Below are 18929 nucleotides of genomic sequence, written 5' to 3' on the forward strand. Positions count from 1 at the left end.
GTAACGGCCGCGGCCGCCCCGGCACGCCCAGCGGCGGCGACGGCGGCGGCGACACCGGCGGAGGCAACGACGGCGAGAACGGCGGCCGCGGCGGCGGCCGCGCCGACACGCCCGCGCCCGACTCCGGCGGCACGGGCAGTGGCGTGTTCCGCCCCGGCGGCCTCGGCGGCATCGACCGCATCGGCACCCAGCTGGACACCGGCCACCGCACGCCCGGCGGCCTCGACGGCGGAGCGTTCCGCGGCCCCGGAGCGGTCTGAGCCGCATGCTGTGCCACGCCTGTCGCGTCCACGTGCGGCGCGACTTCCCGTACTGCCTGCGCTGCGGCACGCTCCGCCGCGGCGCGGCCCCGACCTCGTTCGCCGCGCCCCTGCTGCGCGGCCTCGACGACCCCGGGCTTCTCGTGACGCTGACCGGTCAGGTCACCACACTCGGCCGCGACGCGGGGAACGACGTCGTCCTGCCGGACGGCAGTGTGTCGCGCCGCCATGCCCGTGTCGTCCGTGACGGCTCGGGCTTCAGGATCGAGGACCTCGACTCGTTCAACGGCACCTCGGTCGCCGGTGTGAACCTCCACGGCGGCTCGGCGCGGCTCGCCGACGGGGCCGAACTGTCCGTCGGCGACGTCCGCATGGTGTTCGAGCAGCCCCGCGACGCGCGGATCGGCTCGCGGACGATGGTGGTCGGCACCCAGCTCACGGAGCTGCCGGCCGCCGTGCCCGGGCAGGAGGTGCCGGAGGCCGCCGGTCCGCTCACCGCGCGGCCCCGCCGCCGCAGCGGGTGGGCGCTGAAGCAGGTGCCGGCGGACGGCCCGCGGGAACCGCACTGGGTGCTGAGCAACACCCGTACCGGCGTGTACCTCCGGCTCGACGAGCGCGAGGTGTTCCTGTGGAACGCCGTCGACGGCGAGAACACCGTGCGGGACCTGCTGTTCGCGTACGCCGACCGGTTCGGCGAGCTGGCGCTGCCGCGGATCGAGGCAGCGCTCGCGACGTTCGCGCGGGCGGACCTGCTGCGCGGCCTGCCGGGCCAGGAGGACGAGCGGGAGGGCACGCGCTGGCGCCGGTTCTGGCGGGCCGTGTACCGGGCGCTGCTGAAGACGGAGGTGTCCGTCCGGGGCCTCGACGGTGCGGTGAGCCGTCTCTACGGCCGTTTCGGCTGGCGGTTCTTCACCCGTACCGGCGTGGCACTGGTGTGGCTGTCGGTGGTCGGCGGTCTGGTGGCCTTCTTCGGCGCCGCCCAGGGCCGGCAGCACCTGCTGGACTTCGGCGGGGCCGGGATCTGGGGGCCGGTGGCGCTGGCCGCCGGCTACATATCGGCCCTGATGGTTCACGAGCTGGCGCACGCGCTGGCGGTGAAGTCGTACGGGCGCAAGGTACGGCGCGGCGGCTTCATGCTCATGATGGGCATGCCGTTCGCGTTCGTGGACACGAGCGACATGTGGTTCGGCACCCGCTGGTCGCGAGTCGTGGTGGCGCTGTCGGGGCCGGTCTCCACGGCCGCCCTGGCGGGCTGGTGCGCGGTGGGCGCGGCGTACCTGCCCGTCGGACCCGTCTCGGCCGTGCTGTTCCACCTGGCCTTCGGCCTGTATCTGAACACCTTGTACAACGTCAATCCGCTGATGCCGCTGGACGGTTACCAGGCCCTCACCGACGCACTGCGCGTGCCGCGGCTGCGCCAGGAGGCCAGCGCGTACTTTCGCAAGGGGCTCTGGCGTGACCTGCGGGCGGGCCGCCGGCCCGGAGCGCGGCAGGCCGGGATGGCCGCGTACGGCCTCGCGGTGATCGTCGGGACGTACGGCTTCCTGGTCCTGGCGCTGCTGGCCTGGCACTCGCGGCTCGGGGAGTGGCTGAAGGGGCGGGTGGACCCGCCGTGGGACACGGTGATCGTGGCGGTGGTCGTCGCGCTGGTGGCGTTCCCCGTGTGGGCGGCGCCGGTCCGGTGGCTGGTTCGAGTGGTGAAGCGGCGTCGCGCGGCGGCGGGCACGGGCCCGGCGCGTCCGGCGGACGGCGTGGCCGTGGAGGGGGCGGCATGAGCGGAATGAAGGATGCGACAGGCGGGGACGGCGGCTGGTCCGTACCCGGTTACGCGGCGGTGAAGGCGCTCGGCCGGGGCGCCGGGGGCCGGGTCGTCCTCGCGCGGCACGAGGCGACGGGAGTGCCCGTGGCCGTCAAGTACCTGAGCGAACGGCTCCACGGCGACCGGGACTTCCTGGCCCGGTTCCGCGCCGAGGCGCGGCTGCTCGGCGACCTGCGGCACCCGTGCGTGGTGCGGCTGTACGAGTACGTGGAGGCCCGGTCGGGCGCGGCGATCGTCATGGAGGCGGTGGACGGGGTCACCCTGCGGGAGATGCTGCGCGCGCACGGGGCGACGGGGCCGGAGGCGGCCCTGGTGCTGCTCAAGGGCTCCCTGCTCGGCCTGGGCGCGGCCCATGCGGCCGGGGTGGTCCACCGCGACTACAAGCCGGAGAACGTGCTGGTCCGCGCGGACGGTTCGAGCGCGCTCGCCGACTTCGGAATCGCCGTACGCGCCGGCCGCGAGGCGGAGGCCGCGGGCACGCCGGCGTACATGGCGCCCGAGCAGTGGGAGGGCGAGCCGGCGGGTCCGGCGAGCGACGTGTACGCGGCGGCGGCCGTGTTCTACGAGTGTCTGACCGGCCGGCGCCCGTTCCAGGCCGACGACCTGATCGCGCTGCGGCTCCAGCATCTGCGGGCGCCCGTCGCCTTGGAGGACGTGCCCGAGCCGGTGCGGGACCTGCTGCGCAAGGGCCTGGCGAAGGAGGCGGCGGACCGGCCCGGCATCGAGGCCTTCCTCGCCGACCTGGAACGCGCCGCCGTCGCCGGCTACGGCGCCGGCTGGGAGGAGCGCGGGCGCCGCGGGCTCGCCCGGCTCGCCGCCCTGCTGGCCCTGTTGTTCCCGTTCGCGGTGACGGGCGCGGTGTACGAGGTGACTCCGGCGCTGACCGTGCTCGGCCGTCTGAAGCGTCCCCTGTGGCAGGCGGCCGTGGGCGTGGCCGTGCTGGCCGTGGCCGCGGGCGGGGTCACGGTGGCGACGGCGGGCACGGACGACACGACGACCACGGTGGCCACGTCCGTGCCGTCGGGAAGGCCCGTCGAGTCCGGCTCCCCTTCCGCGTCCTCGTCGTCCGCCTCGCCCTCGGCCTCGCCGTCGGCGAGCACCACCTCGCCGACGCCGAGCGGTTCACCGTCCGGCAGCGCCTCGGCCGGCCCGTCGCCGAGCGGCACCACACCGGCTCCCGCCACCGGCGGCACGCCGACCGCGGCCACCACCGCCCCGGGCCCCGGCCCCGCGCCGACGACGACGCGCCCGGTCCCCACGACCACCGCCCCGGCTCCGCCGACGGCCGGCACGGTCACGATCTCGATCGGCTCCGTGCGCCGCGCGCCGGGCTACCGGCTGATCGCCGACGTGACCATCACGACCACCGGTACGGGGCCGGTCACCGTCACCGCGGACTTCTACCGCAACTCGCCCGCCAATTCGTACGGTTCACAGTCCCGCCGGCTGTCGGGCAGCACCCAGTACTCCGTGACCTTCGAGGGCGACTTCTCCGGCAACCCGTGCCGGGGCACCTGGAACGTCACGGTGCGGACCAGCCCGCAGTCCGCCAACGGACCGCAGACGGCCTCGGCGGACGCGCCGCCGTGCTGAGTGACCTGAGTGACCCGCATGAACCGAGTGACCACAGAGGAGTACGGAACACGATGACGACACCCGCGACACCCGCCACGGTCGCCGGGCGCGCCCTGTCGGACTGGTCGCGTGACGGGCGGTTCGGCACCTGGCACGCCCTGGTGCCGGGCGACGCCGGCGAGCCGCCGCACGGCGCGCTGCGGATCGACCGCGCGCTGCTCGCTCCGGAGGGTGCGCGGCAGCGGCTCGCGGCCACGGTGGTCGCGGTGGCGAAGCTGCGGCTTCCGGGTGTGCCGGCCACGGTGGACCTGGTGGCGGAGGCCGGGGACGTGTGGCTGCTCGTCTCGCGCCCTCCGATGCGTACGGTGGCCGACCTGCTGGCGGAGGGGGCGCCCGGGCTGGACGAGGGCAGCGCGGCGAGCGTCCTCAACGAGACCGCCCAGACCCTGCTCGCCCTGCACGCGGCCGGTCTCGCCCACGGTGCGCTCGCGCCCGACCGGGTCGTCCTCGCCCCGGACGGCACCGCCCTGCTCGCGGAGGCCGCCCTCGCCACGGCACTGTCCGCCGACGTCCCGACGGCCGCCGCCCAGCAGGACGACGTCACGGCATGGGCCGCGCTCGCCCGTACCCTCAGCACCGCCTGGGCGACGGCGGGCTCGCCCGCGGCGGAACTGTTCGCCCGCTGCGCGGCCGCGGCCGACTCCGGTGACCTCACCACGGCCCGCACGACCCTCACCTCCGGCCGCACGGTCCTTCCCCAGGACTTCCTCCGCCGAACCGCCCTGCGTACGGCGGCCGCCGCCACACCGGCGAAGCCGCACGGCCCGACGGACGACGCGGCGGAGGGCCCGGCGGACGGCACCGAGGAAACCGTGCTCGGGCGGCGTGGTCGGAGCTCGGCCCCTGCCGCCGTCGCCGGTGACCAGGTCACCGTGCTCGGCAAGCGGAACCGGAGTGCCGCCGCCGCACCCGCCGCGGCCACCTTTCCCGCCGCGTCCGCCGAAGGCAGTGGCGGCGATGAGGCGGGTGACGGCGGTGACGACGAGATCCTGCTGCGTTTCGGGCCCGGAGTGCCGCTCAGCGAGGAGGAGGCCCTGCGGGCCCTGTGGGCCGCCCCGACGGCCGCCCCCGTACGGAAGCGGCGTCGGCGCGCCGGGCTGCTCGGCACCGTGGCGGTGCTCGCGGCGGTCGCCGTGGTCCTGTGGCTGCTGCTGCGGCCGACGGCCGGCCCCACGGTGACCGCGGCCGACGTCACGGCGCCGACGCAGGAGCTGAGCTGCGGCCAGACCGCCGAGGTGACCGGCGTCGTGCACACCGACGGCCGCGGCGGGCCCATCACCTACCGCTGGCTGCGCAGCGACGGCCGGCAGTCCGAGGAGCTGACCCGCACGGCCCGCCGCGGGGAGCGCGAGGTGACGGTGCACCTGCAGTGGACGGTCCGCGGACCCGGCCTCTTCCGCGGCACGGCCCGCCTCCAGGTCCTGCGCCCCGCGGACTCCCCCGTCGAGGCCGAGGGGACCTTCCGCTACTCCTGCGCCGCCTGACGCGGACGGCTTCCGGCCCGCCCTGCTACTCCCAGTCGTCCCAGGGCGGTTCGGTCTCGTCGAAGTCGAACGGCGGCTCCTCGTCCTGCGGCGCCCGCCGCGCCAGCACCACGAGCGCCGGGGCCGCCGCAGCCGCCGAAACCGGTGCCACGGGCGCGGCGGCCGAGGCGGGGCGGGAGCCGGAGTCGGGCGAGGGGCCGGAGGCGCCGGCCGCGTACTCCGCCAGGGCGTCCAGGAGGCCCTCGCCGTACTTGGCCAGCTTGGCCTCGCCGACACCGCCGACGGTCCCCAGCTCCTCGACCGTGGTGGGGAGCCGGGTCGCGATCTCCCGCAGCGTCGCGTCGTGGAACACGACGTACGCCGGGACGCCCTGCTCGCGGGCGGTCGCGGCGCGCCAGGCGCGCAGGGCCTCGAACACCGGCACCGCGGCCGCCGGCAGGTCGACCGGCACCCGCGCGCCCTTCCCGGAGCGCGAGGCGGACCCGGACTCCTTGCGGGAGGGGCGGGCCGGTGCCGTCTCCTTGCGCAACGGGACCTGGCGGCGGCCGCCGAGGACCTCGCCGCTGCCGTCCGTCAGGACGAGCGTCCCGTAGTCGCCCTCCACGGCGAGCAGCCCCAGCGCGAGCAGCTGGCGCACCACGCCCCGCCACTCCGCCGTCGAGAGGTCGGCCCCGACGCCGAACACCGAGAGCTGGTCGTGGTCGAACTGGATGACCTTGGCCGTCTTCTTGCCCTGGAGGATGTCGATGATCTGTCCGGCGCCGAACTTCTGGCGTCGTTCCCTGGCCAGCCGCCACACCGTGGACAGCAGTTTCTGCGCCGCGACCGTCCCGTCCCAGGACTCGGCCGGGGTCAGGCACGTGTCGCAGTTGCCGCACGGCTCGGCGGACTGGCCGAAGTAGGCGAGGAGCCGGACGCGCCGGCAGTCGACCGTCTCGCACAGGGCGAGCATCGCGTCCAGGTGGGCGGCCAGCGAGCGGCGGTGCGTCTCGTCGCCCTCGGAGCCGTCGATGAGCTTGCGCTGCTGGACCACGTCCTGCAGGCCGTAGGCGAGCCAGGCCGTGGCCGGTTCGCCGTCGCGCCCGGCGCGGCCGGTCTCCTGGTAGTACCCCTCGACGGACTTCGGCAGGTCCAGGTGGGCCACGAAGCGCACGTCCGGCTTGTCGATGCCCATGCCGAAGGCGATCGTGGCGACCACCACGACGCCGTCCTCGCGCAGGAAGCGGGCCTGGTTCGCCGCGCGGGCCGCGGCGTCCATGCCGGCGTGGTAGGGCACGGCGTCGATGCCCTGCTCCACCAGGAAGGCGGCGGTCTTCTCCACCGACGACCGCGACAGGCAGTAGACGACTCCGGCGTCCCCGTCGTGCTCGGTCCGGATCAGTTCGAGGAGCTGCTTGAGCGGGTTGTTCTTCGGGACGATGCGGTACTGGATGTTCGGCCGGTCGAAGCTGGCGACGAAGTGCCGGGCCTCCGTCAGGCCGAGCCGCCCCGCGATCTCGGCGTGGGTGGCCTCGGTGGCCGTCGCGGTCAGCGCGATCCGCGGCACCTTGGGCCAGCGCTCGTGCAGCATGGACAGCGCCAGGTAGTCCGGCCGGAAGTCGTGACCCCACTGGGCGACGCAGTGCGCCTCGTCGATCGCGAAGAGCGACACCCGGCCCCGGTCGAGCAGCCGCTGCGTGCCCTCGGTGCGCAGCCGCTCGGGCGCCAGGTAGAGCAGGTCCAGCTCGTCGGCGAGGAAGGCCTGCTCGACCGCCTGCCGCTCGTACGGATCCTGGGTCGAGTTGAGGAAGCCGGCCCGCACCCCGAGCGCGGTGAGCGCGTCCACCTGGTCCTGCATGAGCGCGATGAGCGGCGAGATCACGATTCCGGTGCCTTCTCTGACGAGCGCCGGGATCTGGTAGCACAGCGACTTGCCGCCGCCGGTCGGCATGAGCACGAGGGCGTCGCCGCCTGCGACGACCTGCTCGATGATCTCCTGCTGCTCGCCGCGGAAGGAGCCGTAACCGAAGACTCGGTGCAGTACCTGCAAGGCGTCCGAGGTGTCCGGGGAAGCGTCGGTGAGGGCCATTCGAAAAGCCTAGCCGCCCCCGCCGACACCCTTCGCCCACCGGCCCGAACCTGTGGAAAACCCGCTACGAGGCCGGTCGCCCGCCCTCGCCCGCGTCCGGCTCCGCGTACGCCTCCGCCCGGGGTTCCATCCGGATCAGCCGGTACCTCCCTTCCCACCGCTGCGCCCGCCGGCGCCGTGCGGTCCTCTTCCGCAGCCGGGCCCGGGCGCCTTCCTTGCGCGCCGCGTCCATCCAGTCCGCGAAGGCCGGGTCGCGCCTGCGCCGCGCGTACACGGTGGCGGTGGCGATCCCCACGCGGGCCGAGGCTCCCGTCACGGTGTCGCCCTCGCTCAGGGACTGCAGGAACAGCCGGGTCCTGGCGGGCGTCATCCGTGAGCGCGGCGCCCCGGCGGAGGCGTCGGACAGGGCGCGGACGGCGTCGAGCGCGGCGCGGAACAGGGCGTCCTCGCTCCGCCAGAGGCTGAGGGAGCTCTCGGGCACGTCCACCGCCCGCGCCGAGGCCGCGAGCGTCATGCCGAGGGCGACGCACCGCAGGACCTCGGCCCGCTGCCGTGCGGCCTCCGCCTCACGGGAGTAGGGGTCGCGCCCGGTGAGGGCGACCGCCAGGGCGCTGTCCGTGGCGGCCGCCGCCTCCAGGGCCTGGGGCGCGAGTCCGTACCGGGCGGCCGCCTCCTCGGGGTCGTGTCCTCCCCGCAGGCACTCGACGACCTGGTCGCGCAGCCGCGAGGGCAGCCGGGTCATCGGCCGTGCGACGGGGTCTGCGCGGGCGCTGCGAAGCGGGTGAAGGCGCTTCTCTCCGGCAGGCGGTAGGTCTCCCTCCCGGTGACGGCGTTCAGGATGGTGGCGTTGCGTACGGCGCCGATGTCGAGGTTCGGGGTCGAGACGCCGTAGGCGTGGAGCTCGGCGTTGGCCACGAAGATCCTTCCGGTCACGCCGTCGGCGAGCTCGACGGAGTGGTTGGCGCGGACCACGGGCCGTCCCCTGGCGTCGCGCCGGATCAGTTTCTCGACCGGGGTCAGGAAGGCCGGCGGACGGGCGCGGTAACCGGTCGCCGCGACCACGAGGTCGGTGACGTGCTCGAAGGCCTGGCCGGTGTCGAGGTGACGGCAGCCGAGCACGGTCCGTCCGGCGGGGTCGACGGCGGCGCTCTCGACGGCGGTGCCGAAGCGGAGCTCGACGTCGGCGAGGCCGGTTTCGAGCTGGCGGCGGTAGAGCAGTTCGTGGATCTCCTCGAGGGTGTCCGTGGAGATGCCCTTGTAGAACTGCCACTGTTCGCCGACCAGCCGGTCCCGTACGTCCTCGGGGAGCGAGTGGAAGTACCGCATGTACGCGGGGGTCGTCAGCTCCAGGTTCATCTTGGTGTAGTCGAGCGGCGCCCAGGAGCCGGTGCGGGTGAGCCAGCTGACCGCGGGGCCGCCGTCGAGGTTGCGGGTCAGCAGGTCGACGGCGACCTCCGCGCCGGACTGGCCCGATCCGACCACGGTGACCCGTTCCGCCCGTGCCACGTCGCCGGAGCGGTAGAGGTAGTCGGCGGTGTGGAGGATCCGCTCGCCGGGCAGCGCGGCGAGCGCGTCGGGGAGGTGCGGCGCGGTGCCGATGCCGATGACGAGGTGGCGCGCGCGCATCCGGACGGCGGTGCCGTCACCGCGTACCACGCGCACGGTGAACCGCTCCTCGTCGGCGTTCCAGTCGACTTCCTCGACCCGGTGGGAGAAGCGCACGGAGGGCAGCCTGTCGGCGGCCCAGCGCAGGTAGTCCTCGTACTCCCGGCGCGAGGGGAAGAAGTTCTCCCGCACGGTGAAGGTGTACAGCCGGTCCTTGTCGTGCAGGTACGCGAGGAACGACAGGGGGTGCCAGGGGGCGACCAGGGTGACGAGGTCGGCGAGGAAGTTCACCTGCATCGACGCGTCGCCGAACATCATGCCGCGGTGCCAGGTGAACTCGGGGCGCTCCTCCAGGACGACGAGGTCGAGGTCGTCCACGGTGGAGGCGAGGGCGGCGAGTCCCAGGTTGAAGGGTCCGCAGCCGACGGCGACCACGTCGTGTTCGGTGGTGCTGTCGCTCATCGGGGCAGGTCCTCCTCCGTGCGCGGGTGGATCATCAGGGCGGCGGTCTTGTCGGGGAACTCGACCGTGCCGGACGGCCGGAAGCCGGCGGCCTCGAAGGCGCGCAGCGAGGGCGCGTTGTTCACGTCGGGTTCGGCGACCACGCGGACGCAGGCCGGGTCGGCGGTGAGCAGTCCCTCGGCGAGGGCGCGCAGCAGGGTCCGGCCGAGGCCCATGCCGGTCCGTGCCCGCTCGCCGATGGCGATGTGGACGCCGAGGTCGTGGGGCAGTTGCGGGTAGTGTCCGGCGAGCCGGTCGCGTAAGACCCGGTAGACCTCGACGTACGCCACGGGCCGGCCGTCGAGGTCGACGATCAGGGGCAGGATCGCGTCGCCGGCGAGGTGGCCGGCGATCTCCTCGTACCAGCGCTCGCGCGGCCACGCCTGGTGCCAGAAGGCGTCGATGTGCGGGGACTGCATCCAGCCGTGCACGAGGTCCAGGTCGGTGCCCTCGGCCCGGGCGACGCGGGCGGACCAGCGGCCGGGGAGGACGGGGAGCGGCGGGCCGGGGATCGTGGCGTCGTCGGGTGTCTGCTCCACCGTGGGGTCCACCGTGGTCATGAGGCTGCCTCCTGCAGGGGGTTGGGGGCGTCGAGGTAGACGGACTGGGCGTCGAGGGGGGCGAGGACTTCGTCGATGCCGTGCAGCCGGGTGAGCAGGTTCCCCTTGCAGGGCAGGGTGTCGGCGGTGAGCCAGCGGCGGGCGAGCCGGTCGCCGTCGGGGCCGGCGGCGGCCAGGGCGGGCAGCGCCGCGCGCAGCCGGCCGGCGAGGACGGCGAGCAGGTCGCGCTCGTCGGCCAGGCCGTCGACGGCGAGGCAGCCGACCACGGAGAGGGCCTGGTTGCGCAGCAGGTAGTACGAGAGCCGGTCGTCGACCAGGGCGTCGTCGACGACGGCGAGGGTGGAGGAGTCGGCGCCGATCCGCTTGAGCACGCCGGGGAGGTGGGAGGTGGCGAGGTAGTAGCCCTGGTTGTCGCGGAAGGTGCTGCCGGTGACCCGGCCCCGCTCGTCGAGGCGGACGAGGGTGTTCTGCTGGTGGGCCTCCAGGCCGATGCCGGTGGCGGCGTACAGGTGCAGCATGGGGACGAGGACGTGGTCGGTGTAGTCGGCCGTCCACTGTTCGGCCGCGTCGGGGCCGAGGCCGGCGACCAGGTCGCCGAGCGCGCTGCGGCCGAGGCCGGGGCGCGGGGCGACGAGTCCCACCAGGCAGCGCAGGGAGTCGATGTCGCGGGGCACTTCGCGTACGGCGACGTCGAGGCCGGTGACGTCCGGGCCCTCGGGGCGGTCCGGTTCGTCGACGGCGATCCAGGCGGGGTCGCGGGTGATGGCGAAGCCGGGGTGGGCGGCGAAGGTGTCGGCCGCGTGTCCGGCGTCGAGGAGGCGGTTGATCTCCAGGCCGCGGCGCAGTTCGGTACGGGTGGACTCGCGGCGGGAGTTGGTGAGCCGCAGTCCGAGGGAGAGCTTGAGCATCACGTCGGCGTCGGGCCGGTAGACCGTGCGGACGCTGGACGTCGGCCACCAGGCGGGGCCGAGTTCGCCGAGCGGGGTGAGGGCGCCGGAGGCGACGAGGGCCTTGATCCGGGGGCGGTGCAGCAGGTCCCTGGCCTGCCAGGGGTGGGCCGGGATGAGGATCCGGCCGTCGTCGCGTCGCCGTCCGGCGAGGTCGGCGAGGAGGGCGACGGTGTCGCGGCCGGCGAGGGAGGGCGCGCCGTCGACGGCGTCGTGGGAGACGACCGAGGGGTCGGCGGCGAACCAGTGCAGCCGGAAGGAGCCGCGGAGTTCCGGTGAGAAGGCGGCGGCCTCGTGGTCGGAGATGCCGTCGCGGCTCTTGGGCGCGGGGTGGTTCAGGTGGCCGAGCAGCAGGGCCTGTTCGGCGTCGAGGAAGCCGTCCACGCCGGGCGGCGGTTCGGGGCGGGTGCGGCGGTCGGCGATGAACGTGGCGACCCGGCGTACGGATTCGGCGGTGCGCTCCACCAGGTCGGCGACCTCGCCGGCGGGGACGCCGCCGGGGCGGCTGCCGCCGCGTGCGGCGGCCTCGGCGGAGAGCAGGGCGACGGCGGTGACCGGGTCGGCGGTCTCGCCGAGCGGGCCGCCGGGGCCCTCCAGGCGGGTGGGGCCGAAGCGGTGCCAGCCGGTGGGCGAGCGGTGGGTGACCTCGGTGACGAGGGTGAGGCCCGCGGTGGGGAGTTCGACCCGGAGCGGGCCGGGGGTGACGGGCGTGCCGGTCTCGCGCAGCCAGCAGCGGAGCAGCGCCTCGATGTGGGCGTGTTCGGAGGCGCCTCGGGCGTCCCGATCGTGCAGGGGGTCGGCCTGGGTGGTTGCCGCCGTGGTGGTGGTGCTCATGCGGCGTTCTCCTTGATGAGTCGTTCGCAGGTGCGGCCGGCGTCGAGGACGGCGTCCACGAGTCCGTCGATGTCGTCGGTGGTGGCGGTGGGGTTGAGCAGGGTGAACTTCAGGCACACCTGGCGCGGTGCGCCGGGTTCCGCGGCGTCGACCTCGGTGCGGCCGATGAGGGCGGTGCCGGTTTCCAGGAGGTGCCGGCGCAGTGCGCCGTTGACCTCGTCGGCGGCGGCCGGGTCGGCGCAGCGGTAGCGGAAGACGACGGTGGTGAGTTCGGCCGGCGCGACCAGTTCGAGGCCGGGTTCGGCGAGGATGCGGCGTTCGGCGTGCCGGGCGAGGTCGTGGCAGGTGTCCATCAGCCGGCCCATGCCGGTGCGGCCGTAGGTGAGGAGGGTGGCGGCGGCCTTCACGGCGTCCGGGCGGCGGGTGGTCTGGAGGCTGCGGCCGAGCAGTCCGTCGTAGCCGGCCTCGGAGTCGTCGGTGGGGTTGAGGTAGGCCACCTCGCGGTCGAGCGCGGTGAACGCGGTCGTGTCGGAGACGAGCAGCACGCTGGCGGCGGCGGGCAGCCAGCCGGTCTTGTGCAGGTCGAGGGTGATGGAGTCGGCCAGTTCCAGGCCCGCGAGGCGGCCGGCGAGGCGCTGCGAGAACAGCGCGCCGAAGCCGTAGGCGGCGTCGACGTGCATCCACATGCCGTGTTCGGCGGCGATCTCGGCGATCTGCGGGAGCGGGTCGACGGAGCCGAAGTCCGTGGTGCCGGCGGTGGCGACGACGGCGACGGGCGTCCGGTCGGGGCCGAGCGCGTCGAGGGCGGCGAGCAGGGCGTCGGGCCGCATGCGGCGCCGGTCGTCGACCGGCAGGGCGTGGACGGCGGCTTCGCCGAGGCCGAGCGCGGCGCAGGCGCGGTGGGTGGAGAAGTGGGCGAGTTCGGAGCAGAACACGACGGGTCCGGGCAGCGCCGCGACGCCGTGCTGGCGGGCGTCGACGCCGCGGCGGTGGGCGGCGGCGTCGCGGGCGAGCAGCAGGCCCATGAGGTTGGACAGGGAGCCGCCGGGGGTGAGGACGCCGTCGGCGCGCTCGCCGAGGCCGGCGAGCCGGGTGAGGACGCCGATGAGCCAGCGTTCGACGGCGATGGCCGAGGGGCCGGAGTCGTAGGTGTCGAGCGAGGCGTTGCCGGCGTTCGCGAGGACGTCGGCGGCGACGGCGACCGTCAGCGAGGGCGGCTGGAGGTGGGCGGCGGCCCGGGGGTGGGAGAGGTCGATGCCGTGCTCGACGAGGACGGTGGCGAGGAGGCCGAGGGCGGCTTCGGCGCCGAGGCCTTCGGTGGGCAGCTCGGCCGGGCCGAGTGCGCGCGAGGCGGCGGCGAGCACCTCGGCGGGGGTGCCGGCCGGCAGCGGGCCGTCGGGGCGCCGGGCGTTGGACGCGGCGTCGACGGCGCCGGTCAGCGCGGTGAGGACGTCGGCGAGTCCGGTGCGGGAGCCGGCGAGCGGCGACGGTGCGAGGCCGGACCGTGGGGGCCGGGTGCGGGTCAGGGGCGTCACGGCGGGTGCTCCTCAGCCTTCGGCGAGCGGGTTGGGGTGCGTACCGTTCGGGAACAGGGCGTGGCGCAGGGCCCGGTCGCCGTAGCGGGTGACGACGATGCGGTCGCGGTTCAGGCCGTACCGGGGGATCTCCGGGGTCAGGAGGTCGTACTCGGCGAACCGACCGGCGAGTTCGGGGAAGCGCTTGCGGAATTGCTGCTGGAAGTCGAGGATCGTCTGCCGCACGAGTCGCCAGAAGGTCTGCTCCGGCACGCCGAGCTGTTCGGCGCAGAGCGGCGCGAGGTAGCGGAAGTGGCCGACGAAGACCTGGTCGACGACGTGCTGCTTGATGATCGACGGGTGCTTGCGGGGCAGGACGTGGTCGTGTCCGTCCGGCTCGGGGCCGCGTTCGGGTACGTCGGTGAAGGAGACGCACACGTCGTCGACGAAGTCCTTGAGGTAGAGGCGGACCGGTATGTCGTGGGCGTCGTAGCCGATGAGGGTGTTCTGGCCGTGCGGGTTGAAGGTGACGCCGTAGCGGTAGAGCACGTGCATGACCGGCACGAGGAGCGTGTCGAAGAGGCGGCGCAGCCAGTCCTGCGGGTCGAGTCCCGAGGCGCGGACGAGTTCGGCGACGAAGGCGTCGCCCGCGCTGTCGACGTGCAGGAGCGAGGCGAAGGTGCGGACGTGCTCGTCCGGGTCCTTGCGTGCGGAGACCGATTCGCGCCAGATGCAGCCGAGGGTCTCCAGGTGCTGGTAGGGCGCCTGGTCGAGGGTGGAGAGGTAGGGGTGGCGCACGGTCACGGAGGCGACCTCGCCGAGGAACACGGTGCGGCGTTCGTCGGTGAGGAAGGGGTCGCGCTCGACGAGGCCGCGCAGCCACTGGGTGACGACGGGGGCGCCCATGGTGCAGTGCGGCGGGATGCCGCGCCAGACCAGGGTGTTGAGGATCTTCAGCGGGAGTTTGACGTCGTACCGGTCGGGCGAGGTGACGTTGGCCATGGTGCGGATGGACTGGCCGGGCAGGTACGCGTCGGGGCTGTCGCCGAGCGGGATGATGCGGCGCTGGGCGACGTCGGCGGCGTGCAGGGTCTGGACGGCGTGGTCCCACTGCCAGGGGTGCACGGGCATCCACACGTAGCTCTGGGGATCGACGCCGGCCTGTTCCAGGACCGCGGTGAAGCGGCGGCGGGTGTCCTCGTCGAGTTCCGCTGACAGGATGCCGGTTTCGGACAGTTCGGAGGTGCCGCGGAATTCGGCGAGGCCGCGGTGGACGGCGACCCAGAGGAGCTTGAGCGACTGGGCCGACTCGGGGGCGTACTGCCGTACGTCGGTGGCGGAGAAGCCGATCCGGCCCTTGTTGGCGACGAGGAGGTTGTGGCCGGTCATGCGGCACTCCAGCTCGGAGTGGCCGAGGGCGCGCAGTTCGGCGACCGGCTCGCCGCCGTGCGTGAGGCGGGCGGCGTCGACGGCGAGGGTGGCCGAGAGCTCGGTGAAGTACGTGGCGACGGTGGAGGGGTCGCTGTCGATGGTGGAGGCCGCCTCCATGAGGAACTGCAGGGCGTCCCAGGCGGGTTGGGCGATCGAGTTGCCGAGCATGCTGGTGGCGGTGCGGGTGATCGAGTCGGGGTCGACGCGCAGCCAGCCGAAGGCGCCGGGCTCGGCGCGGAAGGCGTAGGTCGTGCCGCTGTCGAGGTCGATCCGGTAGCCGCCGTCCTCGGTGGCCGTCGCCTTGAGCATGTCTTCGAAGCACCACTCGCCCAGGGCCTTGGCGAGCAGGCGACGGTTGGCCTCCCGCCAGGCCGCGGGATCCACGTCGGGCAGGACGGGCACGGGATGGTCGGTCGGGGTCATCAGGCGGCTCCGGATTCTGTCTGGATTCGGTTCGCTCGAACGCCTGGACGCCCAAGCGGGCGTTACATTAGGTTAGGCTTACCTAATGAGCAAGGTCAACTTTCAGACAGAGAAGGCCAGTTACCGACCGGCGTAGCCCGACCGGCGCGCGAACGGCCCGCTCTCGAACCGCATACGGAGGTGTTCAGCGGTGCCCTCCCGACGGCACGGCCCCCGATGGACGTTCGCGCTCGTGAGCGCCGGCGGCGTCATGATGACCCTGGACGTGACCGTCGTGAACGTCGCGCTCTCCGACATCGCCCGCGATCTGGAATCCGGTCTCGGCCGGGTGCAGTGGACCGTCTCCGCGTACTCGCTGACCTTCGGGGCGCTGCTGCTCACCGCGGGCGCCCTCTCCGACCGGATCGGCAGACGAGCCGTCTTCATGGCCGGAATGGGACTGTTCACGCTCGCGTCGGCCGCGTGCGGACTCGCCCCCGACGCCGGCACCCTCATCGCCGCCCGGGCCGCCCAAGGGCTCGGCGGAGCGATGGTGTTCGCGCCGACCCTCGCGCTCCTGGCCGCCGCGTACGAGGGTGCCCGACGCCAGGCGGCGATCGCCTCGTACGCCCTCGTGGCCTCCGCCGCCGGCGCGCTCGGGCCCATCGTCGGCGGCGTGTTCGTCGAGGCGCTGGGCTGGCGCTGGATCTTCCTGGTCAACGTCCCCATCGGCGTCCTCGTCGTGGCCGGCGCGCTGACCCGCATGGCCGAGTCCGCCGCGCCCGGGGACACCGGGCGGCGGGTCGACGTGCCGGGCGCGGTCCTCGCCGTCGGCTTCCTCCTCGCGCTGCACTATCCGCTGGTCACCGGTCCCGAGGCCGGCTGGACGGCACCGGAGGTGCTGGCCTCCGCGGCCGCCTGCGTGGTGTTCGCCGTGGCCCTGGCCGCCGGCCAGCGGCGCGGCGGCGGTCTGATCGACATCACGCTGCTGCGGATCCGGGCCCTCTCGGGTGCCGCGCTGCTCGGCTTCCTCGCCCGGCTGTCCAGCCTGGGCATGCTCGCCTTCCTCACCCTGTGGCTGCAGAGCACCCACGCGTACACGCCGCTCCAAGCCGGCCTGCTCCTGCTGCCCCTGACGGGCAGTCTGCTGGTCGCGGGCATGTTCGTGAACCGGCTGCAGCAGGCGTACGCGCCCGACGTCCTGGTGGCCGCGGGCTTCGCCGCGCAGGGCCTCGGGCTCCTCTCGCTGGCCGCGGCCGGGGCGGGCTGGGGCCATCCGGCCCTGGTCACCGGTCTGGTGCTGCTCGGCGTCGGAGGGGCCGTCATCTTCCCGCCGCTGATGGGCGTGGCGGTGGGCACGGTGCCCGCCGAGCGGGCCGGTATGGCGTCCGGTCTCACGAACGCCTGCTACCCGCTCGGCACCGCGACGGGCGTGGCCGTCTTCGGCGCCGTGTTCTCCGTCCGCCTGGACAGCGGCCTCGGCACCGGCCCCGCGGGCGCCGCGCCGATGCGGGAGGCCGTGGAGACCGGACGGTTCGACCTCCTCGCCCCGGCCCTCCGCCCGCTGGCCCGCTCGGCCTTCTCCGGCGCCTTCACGGGAGTGTGCCTGACCGCCGCCCTGGTGTGCCTCCTGGGCGTGGTCGCCGCCCGCATGCTCAGGCCCGCGCCGGCCGCCGCGGGCGCCCGCACGGAACGCCCGCGGAGCCGGGCACCCCAGCCCTCCTGACGCACGGGCCCGCCCGGCGCACCGCCGCCGGCGGGCCTCCCGTGCCTCAGACGTCGCGGCTCCTGCGCAGGAGCCAGACGAGGTACGGGGTGCCGACCAGGGCCGTGACGATGCCCACCGGGATCTCCGTCGGCGCGAGCAGCCAGCGGCCCAGGGCGTCCGACGAGACGACCAGGACGGCACCGAGGACGGCGGCCATGGGCACCATGCGGGCGGTGCTGTTGCCGACGATCCTCCGCGCCAGGTGGGGCGCGACGAGGCCGACGAAGCCCACCGCGCCGACGGCGGCCGCCGTGCCCGCGGCGAGGACCGCGCCCGCGCCGAGGACGAGCAGCCGCGCCCGGCCGAGGTCGAGTCCGAGGGCCCGCGGCAGTTCCTCGCCGAGGGAGAGGAGGTTCACCGGGCGGGCGGCGACCACCAGCAGCACGGCCACGAGGGCGGGCAGCGCCAGCCAGCCCAGGGCCGAGAAGTCCCGGCCGTACGTGCTGCCGGCGAGCCAGCCGAGGGCGGCGGAGATGTTCATCTGCGCGCCCACCACCATGATGTTGACCAGCGCCATCGAGGTCGCGGCCGCGCCGATGCCGACGAGCACCACCCGGGTCGGGTCGATCCCGGACCGGCCGCCACCGCGGGTGCCGCGGGCCACGAGGAGCACCAGGAGCAGCATCAGCACACCGCCGGCGCCGGCCGCGGCGGGCAGGGCGACGAGCGGTGCCGAGGGGACGAGCAGGATGATCGTGATCGCGCCGAGGGACGCCCCGCCGGTCACGCCGACGAGTCCCGGTTCGGCCAGCGGGTTGCGGACGACGGCCTGCACGGCCGCACCGGCGACGGCCAGGCACGCGCCGGCGAGGGCGGCGACCAGGATGCGCGGCAGCCGGAACGAGACGACGGCCTCGGTGATCTGCTCGGCGGAGCCGGTCAGCGCGGCCCCGAGCTGGCTCCAGCTGACGGGCACGTCACCGACGCGCAGCGACACGGCCATCGCCACGGCCAGGGCGACGAGGCCGCCGCCGAGCGCGACGGCGTATCCGGGCGCGCGCCGCCGGTCGGACACCACCACGGCGGCGCCGGTGTCGGCGTCGCCGGTGCTCACCCGCCGGGCCAGGGCCATGAAGACCGGTCCGCCGATGAGTGCCGTGACCACGCCGACCGGGATCTCGGCGGGCTGGGTCGCGGACGGCGTCACGATCAGCTGGGCCGCGGCGTCCGCGCCCAGGACCAGCGCGGAGGCGAGCAGGGCCGCCATCGGGACGAGCAGAGCGTGCCGTCGCATGCCCAACTGCCGTACGATCACGGGCCCGATGAGGCCCACGAAGCCGATCGGGCCGGCGAGCGAGACGGCCGACGCGGACAGCAGGACGGCGAGCAGGAAGGCGGCGGGCCGGACCCGCTCGACCCGTACGCCCATCGCCTGCGCGGTCTCGTCGCCGAGCGCGAGCAGGTCCAGCGGGCGGGCCAGGAACGGGGCGGCCAGCGCGCCGACGAGGACGACGGCGCCCAGGGTGAGCGGCCGTTCCAGGCCGGACTGGAGCAGGGTTCCGTTGCCCCAGAAGAACAGTCCGCGGGTGGCCTGCACGTCGAGCATCTGCAGGAACTCGGCGGCCGAGGTGGCGGCCAGGGCGACGGTCGCCCCGGCGAGCAGCACCCGGCCGGGCGTCAGCACTCCCCCGCTGGTGAGCAGGTAGACCAGGCCGACCGCGAGCAGTCCGCCGAGGAACGCCGCGCCGCCGGCGGGCACCGGGCCGAGGCTCACGCCGGTGAAGGCCACGAGGACCACGGCGAAGTACGCTCCGGCGTTCACGCCGAGCGTGTCGGGCGCCGCCAGCGGGTTGCGGGTCGCGCCCTGGACGAGCACGCCGGAGACGCCGAGCGCGACGCCGACGACGAGGCCGGTCAGGGTGCGCGGCAGGCGGCTGCCGACCAGGACGTCCGCGGTACGGGCGTCGCCGTGTCCGAGCAGCAGGTCCAGGATGTCGCCGATGCCGACGCCGGACACGCCCAGGCCGAGGTGGATCACCACGACCGCGGCGAGGACGAGGGACAGGGCGCCGGACACCAAAAAGGGGCCCTTGTGGGGGGCAGGGTTTTCCTCCCCGGGGGGGGGCCTCCGCTCCTCCCCCACCCCCCCACACCCCAGATG

General features: G+C 74.6%; 12 protein-coding genes. 4 read left to right on the plus strand and 8 right to left on the minus strand.

Annotated elements, in window-relative coordinates; genetic code table 11:
- The first annotated feature begins 265 nt into the window (after positions 1–265).
- From ACFWJO_RS20560 to ACFWJO_RS20570, 3 genes are read left to right on the plus strand one after another with little or no spacing between them, the layout of a single operon-like run.
- Positions 266–2035 carry an FHA domain-containing protein gene (locus ACFWJO_RS20560; protein WP_386867042.1) on the plus strand — a complete coding sequence of 590 codons (1770 nt, stop codon included), beginning with the start codon at positions 266–268 and terminating at the stop codon, positions 2033–2035.
- Positions 2032–3672: a serine/threonine-protein kinase gene (locus ACFWJO_RS20565; RefSeq protein ID WP_386867044.1), complete on the plus strand. Its 1641-nt coding sequence runs from the start codon at positions 2032–2034 to the stop codon at positions 3670–3672. Before ACFWJO_RS20560 ends, ACFWJO_RS20565 begins: the two co-directional genes overlap by 4 nt.
- Positions 3673–3725: 53 nt before the next feature.
- Positions 3726–5198: a hypothetical protein gene (locus tag ACFWJO_RS20570; RefSeq protein WP_386867046.1), complete on the plus strand. Its 1473-nt coding sequence runs from the start codon at positions 3726–3728 to the stop codon at positions 5196–5198.
- 25 nt (positions 5199–5223) lie between these two features.
- Here the strand turns inward: ACFWJO_RS20570 and recQ are convergent, their stop codons facing one another.
- From recQ to ACFWJO_RS20605, 7 genes are all read right to left on the minus strand, one after another.
- Positions 5224–7266, minus strand: coding sequence for a DNA helicase RecQ (gene recQ, locus ACFWJO_RS20575; RefSeq protein ID WP_386867048.1), 2043 nt, complete (start codon positions 7264–7266; stop codon positions 5224–5226).
- 64 nt (positions 7267–7330) lie between these two features.
- A complete protein-coding gene (locus tag ACFWJO_RS20580) occupies positions 7331–8008 on the minus strand; it encodes a hypothetical protein (RefSeq protein ID WP_386867050.1) in 678 nt (225 codons plus the stop codon).
- Complete coding sequence (locus ACFWJO_RS20585) at positions 8005–9333, minus strand: lysine N(6)-hydroxylase/L-ornithine N(5)-oxygenase family protein (RefSeq protein WP_386867052.1); 1329 nt, start codon at positions 9331–9333, stop codon at positions 8005–8007. The genes ACFWJO_RS20580 and ACFWJO_RS20585 overlap by 4 nt, the downstream gene beginning before the upstream one ends.
- Positions 9330–9932 (minus strand): GNAT family N-acetyltransferase, encoded by a 603-nt coding sequence (locus ACFWJO_RS20590; protein WP_386867054.1) that lies wholly within the window; start codon positions 9930–9932, stop codon positions 9330–9332. Before ACFWJO_RS20590 ends, ACFWJO_RS20585 begins: the two co-directional genes overlap by 4 nt.
- The gene (locus tag ACFWJO_RS20595) at positions 9929–11713 is read right to left on the minus strand and encodes an IucA/IucC family protein (protein ID WP_386867056.1); all 1785 of its coding nucleotides are present in this window, start codon (positions 11711–11713) and stop codon (positions 9929–9931) included. The genes ACFWJO_RS20590 and ACFWJO_RS20595 overlap by 4 nt, the downstream gene beginning before the upstream one ends.
- Positions 11710–13248: a pyridoxal phosphate-dependent decarboxylase family protein gene (locus tag ACFWJO_RS20600; RefSeq protein ID WP_386867058.1), complete on the minus strand. Its 1539-nt coding sequence runs from the start codon at positions 13246–13248 to the stop codon at positions 11710–11712. The genes ACFWJO_RS20595 and ACFWJO_RS20600 overlap by 4 nt, the downstream gene beginning before the upstream one ends.
- Before the next feature lie 12 nt (positions 13249–13260).
- On the minus strand, positions 13261–15081 hold the full coding sequence (locus tag ACFWJO_RS20605) for an IucA/IucC family protein (protein WP_386867060.1): 1821 nt from the start codon (positions 15079–15081) through the stop codon (positions 13261–13263).
- Positions 15082–15313: 232 nt separating this feature from the next.
- On the opposite strand from ACFWJO_RS20605, the gene ACFWJO_RS20610 reads away from it, so the two are divergent.
- Positions 15314–16786: an MFS transporter gene (locus tag ACFWJO_RS20610; RefSeq protein ID WP_386867062.1), complete on the plus strand. Its 1473-nt coding sequence runs from the start codon at positions 15314–15316 to the stop codon at positions 16784–16786.
- A 46-nt stretch (positions 16787–16832) separates the two neighbouring features.
- Here ACFWJO_RS20610 and ACFWJO_RS20615 read toward each other — a convergent pair whose 3' ends face one another.
- Positions 16833–18845 (minus strand): iron ABC transporter permease, encoded by a 2013-nt coding sequence (locus tag ACFWJO_RS20615; protein ID WP_386867064.1) that lies wholly within the window; start codon positions 18843–18845, stop codon positions 16833–16835.
- Between the last annotated feature and the right edge of the window lie 84 nt (positions 18846–18929).

Origin of the sequence: Streptomyces sp. NPDC127092 (assembly GCF_042722475.1) — a bacterium.
Taxonomy (GTDB): domain Bacteria; phylum Actinomycetota; class Actinomycetes; order Streptomycetales; family Streptomycetaceae; genus Streptomyces.

Coding starts and splice junctions, on each gene's coding strand:
- ACFWJO_RS20595 (WP_386867056.1), bottom strand. CDS start 11,713: ATGAGCACCACCACCACGGCGGCAACCACCCAGGCCGACCCCCTGCAC.
- ACFWJO_RS20590 (WP_386867054.1), bottom strand. CDS start 9,932: ATGACCACGGTGGACCCCACGGTGGAGCAGACACCCGACGACGCCACG.
- ACFWJO_RS20585 (WP_386867052.1), bottom strand. CDS start 9,333: ATGAGCGACAGCACCACCGAACACGACGTGGTCGCCGTCGGCTGCGGA.
- ACFWJO_RS20570 (WP_386867046.1), top strand. CDS start 3,726: ATGACGACACCCGCGACACCCGCCACGGTCGCCGGGCGCGCCCTGTCG.
- ACFWJO_RS20560 (WP_386867042.1), top strand. CDS start 266: ATGCTGTGCCACGCCTGTCGCGTCCACGTGCGGCGCGACTTCCCGTAC.
- ACFWJO_RS20580 (WP_386867050.1), bottom strand. CDS start 8,008: ATGACCCGGCTGCCCTCGCGGCTGCGCGACCAGGTCGTCGAGTGCCTG.
- ACFWJO_RS20605 (WP_386867060.1), bottom strand. CDS start 15,081: ATGACCCCGACCGACCATCCCGTGCCCGTCCTGCCCGACGTGGATCCC.
- ACFWJO_RS20565 (WP_386867044.1), top strand. CDS start 2,032: ATGAGCGGAATGAAGGATGCGACAGGCGGGGACGGCGGCTGGTCCGTA.
- recQ (WP_386867048.1), bottom strand. CDS start 7,266: ATGGCCCTCACCGACGCTTCCCCGGACACCTCGGACGCCTTGCAGGTA.